Annotated in this window: 18 protein-coding genes, 2 pseudogenes and 1 riboswitch; of the genes and pseudogenes, 6 read left to right on the top strand and 14 right to left on the bottom strand. The window is 71.5% G+C overall.

The genetic code is table 11. The features are described from left to right. The first annotated feature begins 19 nt into the window (after nucleotides 1-19). From ACXKR8_RS42370 to ACXKR8_RS42355, 4 genes are all read left to right on the top strand, one after another. Entirely contained in the window at nucleotides 20-1,204 is a 1,185-nt protein-coding gene (locus ACXKR8_RS42370; RefSeq protein WP_458269831.1) for a helix-turn-helix domain-containing protein, read from the top strand. A 93-nt stretch (nucleotides 1,205-1,297) separates the two neighbouring features. Then, nucleotides 1,298-1,711, top strand: a complete 414-nt coding sequence (locus tag ACXKR8_RS42365; RefSeq protein ID WP_458269830.1) for a hypothetical protein — start codon at nucleotides 1,298-1,300, stop codon at nucleotides 1,709-1,711. Then, nucleotides 1,708-1,896 carry a hypothetical protein gene (locus ACXKR8_RS42360; protein ID WP_458269829.1) on the top strand — a complete coding sequence of 63 codons (189 nt, stop codon included), beginning with the start codon at nucleotides 1,708-1,710 and terminating at the stop codon, nucleotides 1,894-1,896. Before ACXKR8_RS42365 ends, ACXKR8_RS42360 begins: the two co-directional genes overlap by 4 nt. Then, on the top strand, nucleotides 1,896-2,096 hold the full coding sequence (locus ACXKR8_RS42355; RefSeq protein ID WP_458269828.1) for a hypothetical protein: 201 nt from the start codon (nucleotides 1,896-1,898) through the stop codon (nucleotides 2,094-2,096). The genes ACXKR8_RS42360 and ACXKR8_RS42355 overlap by 1 nt, the downstream gene beginning before the upstream one ends. A 267-nt stretch (nucleotides 2,097-2,363) precedes the next feature. Here the strand turns inward: ACXKR8_RS42355 and ACXKR8_RS42350 are convergent, their stop codons facing one another. Beyond that, nucleotides 2,364-2,642 carry a helix-turn-helix domain-containing protein gene (locus ACXKR8_RS42350; protein ID WP_458269827.1) on the bottom strand — a complete coding sequence of 93 codons (279 nt, stop codon included), beginning with the start codon at nucleotides 2,640-2,642 and terminating at the stop codon, nucleotides 2,364-2,366. Nucleotides 2,643-3,000: 358 nt separating this feature from the next. Here ACXKR8_RS42350 and ACXKR8_RS42345 point away from each other — a divergent pair, with 358 nt between their 5' ends. Next, on the top strand, nucleotides 3,001-3,282 hold the full coding sequence (locus tag ACXKR8_RS42345; RefSeq protein WP_458269826.1) for a hypothetical protein: 282 nt from the start codon (nucleotides 3,001-3,003) through the stop codon (nucleotides 3,280-3,282). 420 nt (nucleotides 3,283-3,702) lie between these two features. Next, nucleotides 3,703-5,625, top strand: coding sequence for an AAA family ATPase (locus tag ACXKR8_RS42340; protein ID WP_458269825.1), 1,923 nt, complete (start codon nucleotides 3,703-3,705; stop codon nucleotides 5,623-5,625). A 28-nt stretch (nucleotides 5,626-5,653) separates the two neighbouring features. Here the strand turns inward: ACXKR8_RS42340 and ACXKR8_RS42335 are convergent, their stop codons facing one another. The 13 genes and pseudogenes from ACXKR8_RS42335 to ACXKR8_RS42275 form a co-directional block, all read right to left on the bottom strand. Beyond that, a complete protein-coding gene (locus ACXKR8_RS42335; RefSeq protein ID WP_458269824.1) occupies nucleotides 5,654-6,859 on the bottom strand; it encodes an ABC transporter permease in 1,206 nt (401 codons plus the stop codon). Then, entirely contained in the window at nucleotides 6,856-7,785 is a 930-nt protein-coding gene (locus ACXKR8_RS42330) for an ABC transporter ATP-binding protein (RefSeq protein WP_458269823.1), read from the bottom strand. Before ACXKR8_RS42330 ends, ACXKR8_RS42335 begins: the two co-directional genes overlap by 4 nt. Nucleotides 7,786-7,861: 76 nt before the next feature. Beyond that, nucleotides 7,862-8,881, bottom strand: a complete 1,020-nt coding sequence (locus tag ACXKR8_RS42325; RefSeq protein ID WP_458269822.1) for a hemolysin family protein — start codon at nucleotides 8,879-8,881, stop codon at nucleotides 7,862-7,864. Continuing rightward, nucleotides 8,878-10,247 (bottom strand): annotated as a pseudogene (locus ACXKR8_RS42320) (hemolysin family protein). The gene ACXKR8_RS42325 and the pseudogene ACXKR8_RS42320 overlap by 4 nt, the downstream one beginning before the upstream one ends. Nucleotides 10,248-10,367: 120 nt before the next feature. Beyond that, the gene (locus ACXKR8_RS42315; RefSeq protein ID WP_458269820.1) at nucleotides 10,368-10,835 is read right to left on the bottom strand and encodes a PH domain-containing protein; all 468 of its coding nucleotides are present in this window, start codon (nucleotides 10,833-10,835) and stop codon (nucleotides 10,368-10,370) included. A gap of 14 nt (nucleotides 10,836-10,849) precedes the next feature. After that, entirely contained in the window at nucleotides 10,850-11,698 is an 849-nt protein-coding gene (gene hisG, locus ACXKR8_RS42310) for an ATP phosphoribosyltransferase (RefSeq protein ID WP_458269819.1), read from the bottom strand. 99 nt (nucleotides 11,699-11,797) lie between these two features. Then, nucleotides 11,798-12,067 carry a phosphoribosyl-ATP diphosphatase gene (locus ACXKR8_RS42305; RefSeq protein WP_458269818.1) on the bottom strand — a complete coding sequence of 90 codons (270 nt, stop codon included), beginning with the start codon at nucleotides 12,065-12,067 and terminating at the stop codon, nucleotides 11,798-11,800. 80 nt (nucleotides 12,068-12,147) lie between these two features. Then, a complete protein-coding gene (ribH, locus tag ACXKR8_RS42300) occupies nucleotides 12,148-12,630 on the bottom strand; it encodes a 6,7-dimethyl-8-ribityllumazine synthase (RefSeq protein WP_458269817.1) in 483 nt (160 codons plus the stop codon). A gap of 52 nt (nucleotides 12,631-12,682) precedes the next feature. Continuing rightward, nucleotides 12,683-13,962: pseudogene (locus ACXKR8_RS42295) on the bottom strand (bifunctional 3,4-dihydroxy-2-butanone-4-phosphate synthase/GTP cyclohydrolase II). Further along, entirely contained in the window at nucleotides 13,959-14,615 is a 657-nt protein-coding gene (locus ACXKR8_RS42290; RefSeq protein WP_458269815.1) for a nicotinamide mononucleotide transporter family protein, read from the bottom strand. The pseudogene ACXKR8_RS42295 and the gene ACXKR8_RS42290 overlap by 4 nt, the downstream one beginning before the upstream one ends. Continuing rightward, nucleotides 14,612-15,265 carry a riboflavin synthase gene (locus ACXKR8_RS42285; protein WP_458269814.1) on the bottom strand — a complete coding sequence of 218 codons (654 nt, stop codon included), beginning with the start codon at nucleotides 15,263-15,265 and terminating at the stop codon, nucleotides 14,612-14,614. The genes ACXKR8_RS42290 and ACXKR8_RS42285 overlap by 4 nt, the downstream gene beginning before the upstream one ends. 234 nt (nucleotides 15,266-15,499) lie before the next feature. Continuing rightward, nucleotides 15,500-15,630: riboswitch (FMN riboswitch) on the bottom strand. 133 nt (nucleotides 15,631-15,763) lie between these two features. Continuing rightward, nucleotides 15,764-16,435: a response regulator gene (locus ACXKR8_RS42280; RefSeq protein WP_458269813.1), complete on the bottom strand. Its 672-nt coding sequence runs from the start codon at nucleotides 16,433-16,435 to the stop codon at nucleotides 15,764-15,766. Between the two features lie 25 nt (nucleotides 16,436-16,460). After that, a complete protein-coding gene (locus tag ACXKR8_RS42275) occupies nucleotides 16,461-17,693 on the bottom strand; it encodes a sensor histidine kinase (protein WP_458269812.1) in 1,233 nt (410 codons plus the stop codon). Nucleotides 17,694-17,729: the final 36 nt, after the last annotated feature.

Below are 17,729 nucleotides of genomic sequence, written 5' to 3'. Positions count from 1 at the left end.
GTCCAGAACGGAGTCCAGTATGCCCGCGTCCACGCCCGAAAGCATCGGCCAGCGCATCGCCCGCTACCGCAAGATGCGACACCTCACCCAGACCGGCCTCGCCGAGAAGGCAGGCGTGTCCATCAGCCTCCTGTCGAAAATCGAGCAAGGCAACAAGCAGTCGACGCCCAGCGTCACGGCCAGCATCGCCCGAGTCTTGGCCGTCCAGGTCGCGGACCTCGTCGGACAGCCGTACCTGGCCGAGCTGCAGGCCGACCAGTTGGACGTGCTGATCCAGCCGATCCGCTGGGCCCTTGACGTCTACGACCTCGGCGTCGACCCGGAGATCAGCCCGCGCCCGCTCGCCGACCTGGCCGAGGAGGCGGAACGGATGTGCATGCTGATCCGCGCGACCGACCTCCGCACGGCCGCCAGCGAGCTGCCCGCGCTGATCCTGGAGACCACGACCGCGGCGCACACCGAGCTGTCGGACCAGGCCTGGGCGGTCCTCGCGTCGACCTACCGCACCGCCTACGACGTGTGCACCAAGCTCGGCTACCAGGACCTGTCCGCCCTTGCCTTGGAGCGGATGGCGTGGGCGGCTGAGCGCGGCTCGGACCCGATAGTGGCCTCGATCCGCCAGTACCTGCGGGGCCTGGCGTACCTGCGGGCCGGGGAGTACCGCACCGGGCGGCGTCTGGTCGCCGTAGGTGCCGCTACCGCGGCCCTGGCTGAGCCGGGGCGGGCCCGCGACGTGGTGACCGGGCAGATCCACCTCGGCGGCGCTGTTCTTGCCGCACGCGACAAGGACGGGGATGCAGCAGACGGGCACCTCGCCGCGGCTGGGGCGATCGCCGAGCGGACCGGTGACGCGGCAAAGGTGTACTGGTTGTCGTTCGGGCCCTTCAATGTAGTCGCGCACCGAGTGAGCGCCCTGGTCGACCAGGACCTGTACGCGAAGGCCTTGGATGTCGCCAAGACCGTGATGGTGCCCGACGACTGGCCGGCGTCCCGTGCGGCGCACCACCGGGCTGAGATCGCCCGGGCGCAGTTGTGGACCGGGCGTACGGACGAGGCGCTGCGGAGTCTGCTGGCGGCCCGCCAGTTGGCGCCGCAGCAGACCCGGTACAGCACTGGGGTGCGGGAGACGATCGCAGGCCTCCTGTCTGCGCGCCGGGCGGCGCCGGAGAGCCTGTCGAACTACGCCGCTTGGGTCGGCCTGTAGCCCAAGTCGCCGACTATCACCGAAGAGTGATAGTTAGCCATGCGGAATGCGATCACCCTGTGACTGTGGGCAACTAGTCACAGGGAGATCAGCATGAGGACGCGTCAGACCATCGGCCCCGTATGGATGCCGCAGCCGGACACCTGCGCCTGCCTCCCGGCGGGCCGCTGGTGGGACGCCATCGTGGTGCCGCAGCTGCCCGGCCTCGACGCCCTGGAGATCCTCGACCACGAGACCGGGCGGGCGCCGGGCCCGGTCGTATGGGACGTCAACACGGCCCGGCCACGCCTGTACTTCCTCGTCCAGGCCGGCACCGCCGACAGTTGGGACGTCGTCGGCACGGAGCCCTTCGGCCAGTCGACGTTCATCGTGGTCCCCGGCCCGACGACGATAGAGCCCCCAGGGATCCACTGGCTCGTCCCGCCGGACCCGGACGACCCCGAGGCCCTGGTCGACGCTGCGGGCCTCGCGCAGGCCCTGAGAGCAGTCCTGGCGGTCGCGTCATGACCGCCCCTGCTGCCCCGTTGCCGCGCCCGCAGGGCTACATGCAGCCGGAGTGCTCGGTAGGCCACAAGGACCCCTCGTTCGTCCACGGCTGCCCGGCCTGCCCGTACCCCGGCTTCCAGCACGAGCACCTCGGCTGGGTCGAGAAGCCCTGCGCCTGCCTGCACCACACCACGGAGGCGTCGTGATGCCGTCCACCATCCCGAGCATCGACATCCCCGAGCCGACCGGGACCGCCGCCGGGTGCTGCCGGAACTGCGGCAAGTGGCGCGCGTCAGCCCGGATCGTCCGCGAGGTCCACTCCGACTCCGGGGCCGGTGCGACTATCGTCCAGTGCTGCGATCGCCGCCGGCCCAAGGCCGAGCGGCCGCGGACGTACTCCCTCTGACTCCCGCCCGGCCGGTGAACCCCCTCCGGCCGGGCGGGGCACCAGCGTTCGACATGAGCATGAGCCACCCGGATGAGTGACGACCGAAAGCGACCGTGCGGGGTCGATGTGCGACAGAGTAGCCGGGGGCGCAGGCCGCGCCAGAGCGCGAGGCAGGGTAGCGCACGCCGGGAGCGCACGCCTGTTCACCACCGCTGGGAAATTCATAGGGAGCGCACATGTACGGCGCCTGGGAGCGGAGTCAGGGTCGCTTACCAAGCGCCGGTTTCACTCCTTGCCGGCCTCGTACTCCTCGATCCACTGCGGCCAGTCCTCGGTAAAGAGCCAGTGCAGGGGTACATCAAGGGCCTTGGCCGCCAGGATGAACTTGTTGACGCCAACGCTGGTGTCTCCGGACTCAATCCGGCGCAGGGTGCGGTCGCTGAAGCCGGCGAACTCGGCGAGGGGCTCTTGCCGCTTGTCGCGCCAGTCCCGGGGACTTCGGACGTTACGGCCGATCCTCACGCGCTCGCTGAAGAGGTGCCGGGCGTTTGGATCTTTAGACACGAAAGCAACGCTGGGGGTGAGGATGCGCACAGACCAGGACAGATATGGCCGCTTTTTGGATCAAGGTGGTCGGATGCGGCCCTGCGGGTTGATCGTCAGCTCGCCCGGCTTTAGCCTCGAATGCATGTTCGACTTAGCGGGCTTACGCCCCTCCCGTGGGAGCGCTCCAGCCCCAGCGGCCACGCATTGCCTCGTTTTCTGACTGAGCAGCAGTTCAACGCTCTACCGTCGGAAACTGGCATATGCAGTTACGTAACCCCAGCGTCACATTGCTCCCCCACGCCCTGGGACGCCCGACGCACAAGACGCGGCTTAGCGCCCTGCCCTCAACCGTCCACTTCACGGAGCACCGCCACCCATGAGCAACTCGCGCAGACAAAATCCCGAAGACACGCGCACCGTGCTGAGCGAAGGCCAAGAGATGCGTCTGCGCATCGCGGCCCGTTACCTTGAGGAATTCGGACAACGCGACCTTGGCACCGCACCACCGGCGGTTGCCATCCAGACGGCCCAGCGCCTAGCGGCCACGGTGGGCGACCTTCTGTCCATGGTCCAAGACCTGGCCAGCCGTCTCTCAGAGGCCGAGTCCGGCGCCGCCGGAACGCCGGGCGGGCGACACCGCATGCAAGACCCCCTCTGACTAGGGAAGATGCGTCCATGGTCGCTCAGTACCTTTAGGGCAACTGTTACCCCGTGGCTGCCGGGTCGTTCTGCGTTCGCGTCCGGCCCGACACCTCGCCGTGACTCCCCGTGATCACAAGTGTCACACTGGCCTCAACCGCTCAGGCGTGCGACACATTCACGCCAGGCCGTCGCCGTCCGGCACCCTTCCGGATCAGCACGCCACCGGTACCATGCCAGCAGGGCGCGGACCCGGTCCGCATCCGCCGACGAAGCGTCATGGAGCGTTGTCCGCAAGGTCATCCGTGGGGGGACGGCCCGCGTTCGGACGCTGCGTGACCGGCACAGCCGCGCACAGCAGGGGGACTGACCGGTGGGGACAGAGGACACTGACGGAAGGCGGCCCGGCAGCCTGGCCGACCGTGCCTGGCTACGGGCCATGGACGCGTACACCGCGGGTGCGTACACCCGCGCCGAGGAGGAGTTCCGCGCCGCGGTGCGGATCGACCCCGGGATGGCCGACGCCTGGCTCGGCCTGCACGCGCTGCGCTCGGAGACCTCGGCCGCGCTGCTGGCGATGTACCGCAACCGGGAGCGCTTCGGCGAGCAGCGCCGCCGCCACCGGCGCCCGCTGAGCTCGTGGTACTGGCTCGGCTGGTGGGTCCAACCGGTGCTGGAGGACGCCAGGGACCTCTCCCTGGCCCATGCCTCGCACTGGCTGGACGGACGGCACCTGGCCGAGCTGGAGCACGCGCTGACCGACTGTCCGGCCCGTGAGGCGGACGCCTCGGTGCGCTTTCTGCACGCGTGTCGCTCCTATCTGACGAAGGACTGGGAGCAGCTGATCCGGGACACCGACGGGCTGCTGGAGGACCAGCTGCTCGGCATCGAGGCCGGCCTCTTCGGCGGGATGGCCAGGGTCAGGCTCGACATGTGCGGCCAGGCCGAGCTGCCGCTGGCCGGCTCGCTGGCCCGCTGCCGCTCCGAGCAGCCGCAGCGCAAGGAGCTGCGCTACTGGCTGGCCCGCGCGTACGAGGGCGGCGGGCGCAGCGCGGCGGCGCTGTCGCTGTACCGGGCGGTGCACCGGGTGGACCCGGGGTTCATGGACACCGCCGCCCGACTGGCCGCGATCACCGCCGAGGACGGGGTGGATCCGGCCATGTTGGAGGTCCCGGCGCCGCCCAGTCCGCAACGCCCCCGGCACGCCAGCGGCGGCGGCCCGATCCCGCTCGCCCCGGAGCAGTTCCCGGACCAGTTGTCCGAGCAGGTCTATGAGAGCTCCTTCTACGACACCTACCCGGACACTGCCGACATCCCGGAGGGCGCCGAGCAGTCCGAGACCGAGGACGGCGGCGAGTTCGAGAGCGCCTACCTGCCAGGGCTGCTCGACCCCGGCCCGCAGAACGACGAGGCCGTCGACGGCGAGGGCCCCGGCGGCGCCCGGCACCGGGCCGCCGCCTCGGCCGCGCCGCTGCCGCCGGGCACCAGCTCCCAGCCGGACCGCCCCAAGCTGGAGGCGGCGCTGGCCGAACTGGAGCGGATGGTCGGCATGGAGCCGGTGAAGCGTCAGGTGCTGGCGCTGTCGGCGCAGTTGCGGATGGCCCAGCTGCGCGCCGACCAGGGCCTGCCGGTGCAGCCGCCAAAACGTCACTTCGTCTTCTCCGGGCCCTCCGGCACCGGCAAGACCACGGTGGCCCGGATACTGGGCCGGGTCTTCTACGCGCTGGGGCTGCTGTCGGGCGACCACCTGGTGGAGGCCCAACGGGCGGACCTGGTCGGCGAGTTCCTCGGCCAGACCGCGGTGAAGGCCAATGAGCTGATCGACTCCGCGCTGGACGGGGTGCTGTTCGTGGACGAGGCCTACAGCCTCGCCAACTCCGGCTACAGCAAGGGCGACGCCTACGGCGACGAGGCGCTGCAGGTGCTGCTGAAGCGGGCCGAGGACAACCGGGACCGGCTTGTGGTGATCCTGGCCGGCTACCCGGAGGGGATGAACCGGCTGCTGGCCGCCAACCCGGGCCTCAACTCCCGCTTCACCAGCCGGGTGGACTTCCCCAGCTACCGCCCCGCCGAGCTGACCTCGATCGGGGTGGCGCTGGCCGAGGGCGACGGCGACTTCTGGGACGAGGAGGCGCTGGAGGAGTTGCGCAGCATCTGCGCCCATGTGGTCCGCGAAGGCTGGATCGACGACCTCGGCAACGGCCGCTTCATGCGCACCCTCTACGAGAAGTCCTGCGCCTACCGCGATCTGCGGCTCTCGATGATGGCGGAGCCGCCGACCCGCCAGGACCTGGCCACACTCCGGCTCCCCGATGTGCTCCAGGCCTACGGCGAACTGATCGACGGCCGCCCCACCAGCTAGCTGTGACGTCGCCTCAGCTGACGGCCCGTCAGGCCGCCTTGAGCGCCTCCCGGAGCGGGATCCTGGCGCCGCTGCGCAGCACCGAGTTGCGGTAGACCCGCCCGGCGACCCGCAGCAGCAGCGCGGCGAAGGCGATGGTGAGCGCCAGCGAGAGCAGGACCTCCCAGAGCGGCGCGACGCCCATGGCGATCCGCATCGGCATCAGCACCGGGGCGCACGGCGGGATCATCGACAGCCACATCACCAGTGAGCTGCCCGGGTTGGACGGCACGACGGTGATGCCGACCACCCAGGCCAGGATCAGCGGGGCGGTCGCCGGGAAGGTCAGCCCGCCCACGTCCTCCTGCCGGGACACGGTGGCCCCGAGCCCGGCGAACACCAGGGCGTAGAGGGCGAAGCCCACCACGTACCAGGCGAGGGCCCAGAGCACGGTGCCGACGGAGCTGCTGAGGGAGAGCGTGATCGCCCCGGTGGCCAGGCCGACGCCGACGCCGAGGGCGGCCGGGACCAGCAGTTGCACCAGGCCGAGGATGCCGACGCCGAGCACCTTGCCGGCCAGCAGCTGCCACGGCCGCAGGGTGGAGAGCAGCAGTTCCACCACCCGGCTGGACTTCTCCTCCACCACGCCCTGGGCCACCGACGCGCCGACGAACATCAGCGTCATGTAGAGCAGCAGGGCCGCGACGATGGCGATGGCGATCCGCTGGCCGTTCTGCGCAGCGGCTGGCTCCAGGGTGCTGACCGCGACCCGGGTGCCGCCGACGGCCTGCAGCACCGGGGCCGGGTCCTTGCCGAGAGCAGTGATCTGCGACGAGAGCACCTGCTGCTGGCCGACCACGTAGAACAGCTGCTTGGTGCCGTCGCTGAGAGTGCGCTTCACCGTGGCCTGGATGCCCTGCGGCCCGGCCTCGGCCAGCACGTCCACCGTTCCCGACTTCACTTCGGCCGCACCGGCCGTGTGGTCGGCGACGGTGCTGACGGTGACCTTCTGGCCGAGCTGGTCCGCGGTGGCCTGCAGCACCGGCGCCAGCGCGGCGTCCTGCTGCACCACGGCGATCTTGGTGGCCCCCGGGCTGAGGTTGGCGTAGTGGGTGATCAGCGGAAAGGCCACCGCCGCCACGGCGGTGATCCCCATCAGGATCAGGAAGGCCTTGCTGCGGACCCGGACGATGATCTCGCGCCAGGCCACCAGCTTGATCGCTTCGCGCGATCCGATCCGAAGCTTGTCGCTCATGCCGCCGCCCCCTCCTCGTTCTGCAGATCGGCGCTGACCACGTCCCGGAACAGCTCGGTCAGGGTCGGCAGCCGCCGGGCGAACTCCAGGACCGGGCCGGTCGCCAGGGCCGCCCGCAGCACCGCCTGGTCGTCCGCGCCCTCGCCCAGCGCCAGCACCGTGCGCCGGCCCTCGTGCGAGCGGAGGGTGACCCCGGCCAGCCCGTCCGCCCAGCCGGGCGGGGCCTGCGGCGCGTCCACCACCAGCTCCTCGGTGCCCTGGCCGCGCAGTTCGGCGACCGGGCCGACCGCGACCATGCGGCCGGCCCTGACGATGCCGACCCGGTCGGACAGCCGCTCCACCAGTTCCAGCTGGTGGCTGGAGAAGATCACCGGGACGCCCTCGTCGCACTTCTCCCTGAGCACCTCGCTCATCACGTCCACCGCGACCGGGTCGAGGCCGGAGAAGGGCTCGTCCAGCACCAGGATCTCCGGGTGGTGCACCAGCGCCGCGGCCAGCTGCACCCGCTGCTGGTTGCCGAGGCTGAGCTTCTGCACCTCGTCGCCGATCCGGCCGTCCACGCCGAGCCGCCGGGTCCACTCACCGGTGGCCCGGACCGCGTCGGCCCGGCTGAGGCCGTGCAGCCTGGCCAGGTACTCCAGCTGCTCGCCGACCTTCATCCGCGGGTAGAGGCCGCGCTCCTCCGGCATGTAGCCGATCCGGCTGCGGGTCTGCAGATCCACCGGCGCGCCGTCCCAGCGCACCTCCCCCGCGTCGGCGGCGAGCACCCCGAGCGCGATCCGCATCGTGGTGGTCTTGCCGGCCCCGTTGCTGCCGACGAAGCCGAAGATCTCCCCGGCCCGTACGTCGAACGTCATCTCACTGAGGGCGACCGTCTCCCCGTACCGCTTGGAGACTCGGTCGACCTCCAGTCTGCGATCGCTCACTGCCTGCTCCCCTTCACCCCGTGACAGCACCTGTGCGAATGATCCGTGCGAATGATCTGTGCGAATGACTGTGCTATCAGATCCGGACCTCGCCGACCAGTTCCTCCAGTACGTCCTCCATCGTCACCAGGCCGACCGGGCGGCCGTCCTGGTCGACCACCGCGGCCAGGTGCGAGGTCGCCCTGCGCATCGCGCCCAGCGCGTCGTCCAACGGCGTCCGGTCCGGCAGGGTGAGGATGCCGCGCCACAGCGACTGCGGCACCGGCGCCTCCCGGTCCTCCAGGTCCAGGACGTCCTTCACATGCAGGTACCCCAGGAACGCGCCGTTACCGCCGACGACCGGGAACCGGGAGAACCCGGAGCCGACCGCCAGCTCCTCCAGCTGCCGCGCCGTCACCGAGCTGTCCACGCTGACCAGCTGCTCACGGGCCATCAGCACCTCGCGGATCGGCCGCCGGCCCAGCTCCAGCGCGTCCGCGAGCCGCTCCTGCGCACCCCGGCCGAGCAGCCCGGCCTCGCGCGAGTCCTGCAGCAGGTGCGCCAGCTCCTCGCTGGTGTAGACGGACTCCACCTCGTCCCTGGCCTCCACCCCCAGCAGTCGCAGCAGCAGGTTGGCGAAGGAGTTCAGAAAGGAGATCACCGGCCGCAGCGCCCGGGCGATCCAGGCCAGCGGCGGGCCCAGCCAGATCGCCGCCCGCTCCGGGCTCGCCAGTGCGATGTTCTTGGGCACCATCTCGCCGATCACCATGTGCAGGAACACCACCACGGCCAGCGCGATCACATAGGCCAGCGGATGGGTCAGCCCGGAGGGGATCCCCAGCGCCCCGGCCGGGCCCTCCAGCAGCCGGGCGATCACCGGCTCGGCCAGTGCGCCCAGCAGCAGCGAGCAGACGGTGATGCCGAGCTGCGCGGCGGCCATCATCGCCGACACGTGCTCCAGCGCGTAGAGCACGGTACGGGCCCGGCGGTTGCCGCTCTCGGCCAGCGGCTGCACCTGGCTGCGGCGCACCGAGACCAGGGCGAACTCGGCGCCGACGAAGAAGCCGTTGCCGAGCACCAGCAGGATCGAGATGCCGAGTTGGAGAACTGCACTCACTGCTCCGCCCCCCGCTCGTCGCCGTGCTCGGACCTGCCGTGGAAGCCGTCGTCGAGGCGGACCAGCAGCACGGCCTCGGTCCGGTGCCGGGTCACGTCCAGCACGGTCAGCCGCCAGCCCGGCAGGCTGCAGCTGTCGCCCTCGGCCGGCAGCCGGCCGAGCCGGTCGGCGACCAGTCCGGCGATGGTCTCGTAGGGGCCCTCGGGGGCGTGGAAGCCGACCGCCTCCAACTGGTCCACCCGGCAGCGCCCGTCCACCTCCCAGGCCGGACGGCCGTCGACCGGGGCGATCGACCGCAGTTCGGGGTGCTCATAGGTGTCGTGCTCGTCCAGCACCTCGCCGACCATCTCCTCCACCACGTCCTCCAGGGTGGCCACCCCGGCCGTGCCGCCGTACTCGTCCACCACCACCGCCATGCTGTGCTGCCGGCGCAGCAGTTCCAGCAGGCGTTCGGCCGGCAGCGTCTCCGGGACCAGCAGCGGGGCCGACATCAGCCCGGCGAGCAGGGTGGCCGGGCGGCGGTCGGCGGGGACCGCCAGCGCGTCCTTGAGCGTGACGATGCCGGTGACCTCGTCGATGCTGTCCCGGTAGACCGGGAAGCGGGAAAGGCCGGTGGCCCGGGTCAGATTGACCACGTCGGCGGCGGTGGCCAGCTCCTGCAGCGAGCGGACCTCGACCCGGGGGGTCATCACGCTCTGCGCGGTCAGCTCGCCCAGGCCCAGGGTGCGCACGAACAGGTCGGCGGTGTCCATCTCCAGCGCGCCCTCGCTGGCCGAGTGCCGGGCCAGCGCGACCAGCTCCTCGGCGCCCCGCGCGGACGCCAACTCCTCGGCCGGCTCCATGCCCAGGGCCCGGACCAGCCGGTTGGCCGCCCCGTTCAGCAGGGTGATGGCCGGACGGCAGACCGTGGTGAACACCCGCTGCGGACCGACCACCGAGCGGGCCACCTGCAGCGGACGGGAGATCGCCCAGTTCTTCGGGACCAGCTCGCCGACCACCATCTGCACCACGGTGGCGGCCAGCATCCCGAACACGGCGGCGACCCCGTGCACGGCGCCGGAGGGCACGCCGATCCCGTGCAGCGGCGGGGAGAGCAGGGTGGCCAGGGCCGGGTTGGCGAGCAGGCCGACCAGCAGCGAGGTGACGGTGATGCCGAGCTGGGCGCCGGAGAGCTCGAAGGAGAGGGTGTGCAGCGCCCGCCGCACCCCTGCGCCCGGCGGTCCCCGGCCTCAGCGGCCCGGTTCACCGCCCCCCGGTCGACGGTGACCAGGGCGAACTCGGCGGCGACGAACAGCCCGTTGGCGAGGATCAGCAGCAGGGCCACCCCCAGCAGCAGCCAGGCGGCGGTGGGACTCGCAGGTTCCATCGGTGAGCGATCTTCTCCGGACTCGCGGACGGTGGGACAGTCCGTCAAGGATGCCTGATCGGCTCACGCTCACCTATTCGACGCGGCGGTTCGGCGCCGAGCCGTGGTTCGAGCGTGGACTCAGCGCAGCGCCGTGCCGTAGGCCTCGACGCAGGCGCGCAGCTCCCGGGCGGCCCGGACCGCCTGCCGCAGCCCGGAGCCCGGCTGGATCGCCACCACCGCCAGGGTGCTGCCGTCGGCGAGGTCGAGCAGCACCCAGGGGTCGCCCCGGCGCAGGTTGACGCCCAGGATCTCGGCCCAGTCCAGCCGGCGCCGCCGGACGAAGTTGACCACGGTCAGCCCGGTCCGGTCGGCCCGGGCCACCGGCCGCGCCAGCACCAGCAGCACCAGCGCGAACAGCAGCCCGGACACCCCGATGCCGATCCGGTCGTGCCGCTGCCAGTCCTCCGGGCCGAGCGCCGCGATGGTGCTGAAGAAGCCCACGCTGACCAGCGCAAGCCCCAGCAGCACCACCCTGGTCAGCAGCGGCCGCCAGCTGGTGGGCAGCCGGGGCGGGCCGAGGACGGTGAGGCTGGGGCCGGCGGTCATGCTTCAGCAACCTCCTAGAGGCGGCAGGCGTGGATGTTGGTGACCAGGATGGCCCGGGCGCCGATGGTCCAGAGGTCGTCCATGATCCGCTGCGCCTCCTTGCGGAGCACCATCGACCGCACGGCGACCCAGCCCTCGCTGTGCAGCGGCGAGACCGTGGGCGACTCCAGGCCGGGGGTGAGCCCGACCGCCTCCGCGACCCGCTCGGCCCGGATGTCGTAGTCCATCATCACGTACCTGCGGGCCACCAGCACACCCTGCAGCCGGCGCAGGAACTGGTCGGCCCTGGTGTCCTGCTCGGCCCCGGTCGGGCGGATCACCACGGCGTCGGAGACCAGGATCGGCTCGCCGAACACCTCCATCCCGGCATTGCGCAGGCTGGTGCCGGTCTCCACCACGTCCGCGATCACGTCCGCGACGCCCAGCTGCACCGCGGTCTCCACCGCACCGTCCAGCTTGGTGACGGCGGAGGCGGTGACGCCGTGCTCGGCCAGGTAGGCCTTGACCAGGCCGGTGTAGGAGGTGGCGATCCGGCGGCCCTCCAGGTCCTTGACGCCGGTGGCGATGCCCTTGGGCCCGGCGAAGCGGAAGGTGGACCCGGCGAAGCCCAGCGCCAGCACCTCCTCCGCGTCCGCGCCGGAGTCCAGCAGCAGGTCACGGCCGGTGATGCCGACGTCCAGACGGCCGGAGCCGACGTAGATGGCGATGTCGCGGGGGCGCAGGAAGAAGAACTCGACCTGGTTCTCGGGGTCGACCAGGACCAGTTCCTTGGAGTCCTTGCGCTGCCGGTAGCCCGCCTCATGCAGCATCGCCGACGCCGGCTCGGAGAGGGACCCCTTGTTGGGAACGGCGATACGCAGCATGGAACGTGCCTTTCGTGGTGATCCGGTTTCGGACATGAAAAAAGCGGGGCACCGGATGTGCTCGGTGCCCCGCTCCCTTTGACTGCTCAAGGGCGGGGTCTACAGATGGGCGTACACGTCCTCCAGGCTGAGGCCGCGGGCGACCATCATCACCTGGAGGTGGTAGAGCAGCTGGGAGATCTCCTCGGCCGTACGCTCGTCCGACTCGTGCTCGGCCGCCATCCACACCTCGGCGGCCTCTTCGACCACCTTCTTGCCGATCGCGTGCACGCCGAGGCCGACGAGCTCGGCGGTACGCGAGCCCGCGTCGCCGGATGCGGCCTTCTGCTGGAGCTCGACGAAGAGCCCCTCAAATGTTTTCTGCGCCATGATGGCTCCCACCCTACGGGGTCCCCCGCCCGGTCCGCGTGAGCGTCCAGGGAACGGACGGTGAACCCCGTGAACAGCCCTCAGTGGTTCTGCGAGATGCCGCGCAGCAGCACCGCGGTGGCCAGGGCCGCCGAGGTGGCCTCGAAGCCCTTGTCCTCGCGGGAGCCGGGCAGCCCGGCCCGGTCCAGCGCCTGCTCGTCGTTGTCGCAGGTGAGCAGGCCGAAGCCGATCGGGACGCCGGTGTCCACGGAGACCTGGGTGAGCCCCATGGTGGCCGCCTCGCACACATAGTCGAAGTGGGGGGTTCCGCCGCGGATGACGACGCCCAGGGCGACCACCGCGTCGTAGCCGCGCTGGGCCAGGCCCTTGGCGACGACCGGCAGCTCGAAGCTGCCGGGGACCCTCAGCAGCACCGACTCCTCGACGCCGTACTCCTTCAGCGCCCGCTGCGCGCCCTCGATCAGGCCGTCCATGACCTTCTCGTGCCACTGGGCAGCGATCACCGCGACCCGCAGGCCCCGGCAGTCCTGCACGCTCAGCACGGGTGCGCCTTCGCCGCTCATCTTCTTGCTCTCCTCGTTCGTTGCCGCAGTGATGGAACAGGTAGTCGGGGGGTTACTGCGCGAGCCAGGGCAGCTCGTGCCCCATCCGGTCGCGCTTGGTGGTCAGGTAGCGCAGGTTGTGCTCGCCGGCCTGGATCGCGACCGGCTCGCGCTCCTTGACGGTGATCCCGTGGCTCTCCAGGGCGAGGTGCTTCTCCGGGTTGTTGGTGAGCAGCCGCACCGAGCCCACGCCCAGCTCGTCCAGGATCTGCGCCGCCGCCGCGTAGTCGCGGGCGTCGGCCGGCAGGCCGAGGTCCAGGTTGGCGTCGACCGTGTCCCGGCCGTTCTCCTGCAGCTGGTAGGCGCGCAGCTTGGGCAGCAGGCCGATGCCGCGGCCCTCGTGCCCGCGCAGGTAGAGCAGCACCCCGTGGCCCTCGGCGGCGATCCGCTCCAGCGAGGCCTGCAGCTGCGGGCCGCAGTCGCAGCGCAGCGAGCCGAAGGCGTCCCCGGTCAGGCACTCGGAGTGGATCCGGACCAGGACGTTCTCGCCGCCCCCGGCCAGCTGACCGGCGGCGTCCAGACCGCCCGCGACCAGGGCGATGTGCTCCACCCCGTCCGGCTGGCTGAGGTAGCCGATGGCGGTGAACTCGCCGTGGCGGGTCGGCAGCGCGGTGACGGCGGCCCGGGTGACCCGCGCTCGGTCCGGCGGCGGTAGGCGATCAGGTCCTCGATGGAGATGATGGCCAGGCCGTGCCGGCGGGCGAACGGGACCAGGTCGGGCAGCCGGGCCATGCTGCCGTCGTCGTTGACCACCTCGGCGATGCCGCCGGCCGGGGCGAGCCCGGCCAGCCGGGCCAGGTCGACCGCCGCCTCGGTGTGTCCCGGACGCTCCAGCACCCCGCCGTCCCTGGCCCGCAGCGGGAACACGTGCCCGGGCCGGGTCAGGTCGGTGGCCACGGTGCCGGCCTCGGCCAGCAGCCGGACCGTACGGGCCCGGTCGGCGGCCGAGATGCCGGTGCTGACGCCGTCGCGGGCGTCCACCGAGACGGCGTAGGCGGTGCCCTTGCGGTCCTCGTTGACGGCGGTCATCGGCGGCAGCTTCAGCCGGTCCAGCTCGGCGCCGGTCATCGGCACGCACACCACGCCGGAGCTGTAGCGGACGGTGAAGGCCATCACCTCGGGGGTGGCGGCGCTCGCGGCGAAGACGATGTCGCCCTCGTTCTCGCGGTCCTCGTCGTCCACCACGATAACCGGGCGGCCGGCCGCGATCTCGGCGATGGCGAACTCGATGGTGTCCAGCGTCAGATCCGCGTCCTGCCGCGGCAGGGTGATCGGGTCCAGGGTGATACTCATGCGGTGGCCCCCTTCGGGACGATCGTGGCGGGGGACTGCTGGGTGCGGGTGCGCAGCCACCAGGACCGCATCCCGGCGATGACCAGGACGAAGTAGACGATGTAGATCAGACCGGAGAAGGCGAGGCCGCTGTTGAACGCCAGCGGCACACCGACCAGGTCGACGGCCAGCCAGGCGAACCAGAACTCCACCCAGCCGCGGCCCTGGGCGATCATCGCGGCGAGGGTGCCGGTGAAGAGGTAGGCGTCCTGCCAGGGGGCCCAGGAGAGGTCGTACTTCTGGAACAGCAGCGCGACGCCCACTGTTCCGGCGGCGGTGCCGGCCACCAGCCAGGCCCGCTCGGTCCAGGTGGCGAAGCGGATGGTCAGCTCGCCGGTGCCGCGGCGGCCGCGCTGCCACTGCAGCCAGCCCCAGACCGACACCACGATGACCACCAGCTGCTTGCCCACGCCGCCGCTGAGGTCGGCCGACCAGTAGGCGGCGACCAGGACCAGCCCGGACAGCAGCTGCACCGGCCAGCTCAGCACCGAGCGCCGCCAGCCGAGCGCCAGCGCGCCCAGGCCGAGCAGGTTGCCGATCAGGTCGGACCACTTGATGTGCTCGCCGAAGACGGTGAACGCCTGGCTGTTCAGGTCCTGTATGAGCCCGCTCACCGTGGCTCACCCCCCTGCCCGACCCGGTCGCCGAGCAGCCGCTCGACGTACTTCGCCAGGACGTCCACCTCGAGGTTGACCGGCTCGCCGATCTGCTTGGCGCCCAGCGTGGTGTGGGTCAGGGTGGCCGGGATCAGGCTCACCGTGAAGCTCTCGGTCTCGGCCTCGACCACGGTCAGGCTGACCCCGTCCACGGTGATCGAGCCCTTCTCGACCAGGTAGCGCGACAGCGCGGCGGGGAGGCTGAACCGCAGCACCTCCCACTGCGGATTGCCGTCCGCGCCGGGCTCGCCGGGGCTGCGGGCGAGCAGCACGGCGGTGCCGTCGACATGGCCCTGCACCAGGTGGCCGCCGAGCCGGGCGCCCAGCGCCATGGCCCGCTCCAGATTGACCCGGGAGCCGGTGCCGATCGCGCCGAGGCTGGACCTGAGCAGCGTCTCCGCCATCACGTCGGCGCTGAACTCGCCCGGTGTCGCCGCGAGTTGCTCGTCGGTGTCGAGGACGGTCAGACAGACGCCGTTCACAGCGATGGACTGGCCCTCGCGGGCGTCCTGCGTGGTCACCGGTCCGCGCAGACGGATCCGCGAGGAGTCCCCCAGATCCTCCACCGAGAGGACCTCACCCAGCTCTTCGATGATTCCCGTGAACATTTTCAGCTCTCCTCGACAGCGGACCGGCGCAGCGCGCGGACATCCGTCGTGAACAGCTCTGGAACGAAAGAAATGCCCACCGGATCCTCCTCGCGCTGTCTGGCGCGGGCTCCGGGGGGCATTGCGGGAGAGATGATGCGGACATACAGCTCCGGGGACGGCTGCGCAGAAGAAGACCCGACAGTGCCCAGGGGCACCGACGGACTACTGCAAACGCAGAGCGAACCCTGTCCGCAGCGCACTGCCTCCCATCCGGACTTTCACCGTCGGTCCAGGAGTTTCACCTGGTCAACCGACCGCTGGAAGCGGCCGGGTCGCGGACTGTAACCGCCGGTTCGGAATTACACCGACCCCGGAGTGCGCAAACGTCGTACTTGTTGTCTCCAGTCTGCCATGATCCGCCCGGGGTTTGGCAAGAGCGCACAGGCGTCCGCCGTGTGCGCTGCGTCACGCCGCGCTCGCGTTTCAGTTGCAGACGGGGCTCAGCTGCGGACGGGCTCAGCTCTCGCCGGGGCGGACCAGGCCCGACTCGTAGGCGAGCACCACCAGCTGGGCCCGGTCACGCGCGCCGAGCTTCAGCAGGGCCCGGCTGACGTGGGTCTTCACGGTCAGCGGGCTGACCGCCAGCTCCTCGGCGATGTCGTCGTTGGAGCCGCCGCCGGCCACCAGGGCGACGATCTCCCGCTCCCGGTCGGTGAGCACGGACAACTGCTCCGGGCTGCGCGGCGGCCGCTTGTCGGGCTGCTCCAGGAAGCGGGCGATCAGGCCCTGGGTGGCGGCCGGGGACAGCAGCGACTCGCCGCGGGCCACCACCCGGATCGCGTCCAGCAGGTCCTCCGGCTCGGCGCCCTTGCCGAGGAAGCCGCTGGCGCCGGCCCGCAGCGCCTGGAAGACGTACTCATTGACCTCGAAGGTGGTCAGCACCAGCACCCGGACCCCGGCCAGGTCCTCGTCGGCGGTGATGGCGCGGGTGGCGGCCAGGCCGTCCATGTCGGGCATCCGGATGTCCATCAGCACCACGTCGGCGCGGGCCTCGCGGGCCAGGCTGACGGCCTCGCGCCCGGTGGCGGCCTCGCCGACCACCTCCAGGTCGGGGGCGGAGTCCACCAGGACCTTGAGACCGGCCCTGACCAGCACCTGGTCGTCGGCGATGACTACCTTGATCGTCACTGTGCTTCCCTTGCTCACGCCGTGCTCATGGTGCGGTGGTCCTGGCCCTGCGGGCGGTGGCGGATCGCTGGGCGACGACCCGGGGCAGCGGCAGGTCGACGCAGACCCGGAAGCCGCCCTCGGGCTCGGGCCCGGCCCGGAAGCTGCCGCCGACGGCCACCGCCCGCTCCCGCATCCCGATCAGCCCGTGCCCGGTGCCGGGCCCGGCCGGGGTCCCCGGGCCGGGCCCGTCGTCCTCCACCTCGATGTGCAGTTCGTCGCGGCGGTAGGCGATCCGCACCCGGGCGGCGGAGGTCCCAGCGTGCTTGCGGACATTGGTCAGCGACTCCTGGACCACCCGGTAGGCGGTCAGGTCGACCGTGGTCGGCAGCCGCCGCGGCACCCCCTCGTCCTCCCGGCTGACCTGCAGCCCGGCCCGGCCGAAGGTCTCCAGCAGGGCCGGCAGCCGCTCCAGGCCCGGCACCGGCTCGTGCGGGGTGTCCGACTCGTCGCCCTGGCGCAGCACCGCGACGGTCGCGCTGAGCTCGGCCAGCGCGGAGCGGCCGGCCTCCCGGACGTGCGCCAGCGCCTGTCTGGCCTGCTCCGGCTGGGTGTCCAGGACGTGCGAGGCCACCCCGGCCTGGACGTTGATCAGGGCGATGTGGTGGCCGACGATGTCGTGCAGCTCACGGGCGATCCGCATCCGCTCCTCGGCCACCCGGCGGCGGGCCTCCTCCTCCCGGGTGTGCTCGGCGCGGCGGGCGCGCTCCTCTATCGCCGCGACAAAGGCCCGGCGGTTGCGCACCGCCTCGCCGACGGCCACGGCCAGGGCGGTCCAGACGAAGGCTATGGCGTTGACCGGGCGGTCCCAGACCTCCGGGGAGAGCCGCATGCTGACGCCGCCCAGGCAGAGCACCGCGATCGCGCCGATGCCGAGCGCCTGCCTGCGCTCGACCACGGAGGAGACGGTGTAGACGGCCAGCGCCGAGCCCAGCAGGATCGGGCCGCGCACCGGGCCGACGTACATGAAGCCCAGCGTGCCGACCACGCAGACCGCGAGCACCGCGACCGGGTAGCGGCGGCGCCAGGCCAGCGGGGCGAACACCGGGATCCCGGCGATGGCGAGCACCCGCAGCGGGTTGAGATTCGACCACTCGGCGGGGACGTGGTCATTGGTCGGCCACATCAGGGTGACCGCGTAGAGCACGACCGCCAGCAACCCGTCCGCCCAGTACGGGTGCGCGCGCGCCAGCGAACGGCAGCGTTGGAGGAAGTGCATGCCCCCTACGTTAGAGGGCCCGGCGCTCGGCATGCC

The sequence above is a fragment of the Streptacidiphilus sp. PAMC 29251 genome (genome assembly GCF_054208735.2).
The sequence above is the reverse complement of the archived record's forward strand: the minus strand, read 5'-3'. Positions and strand labels throughout refer to the sequence as shown.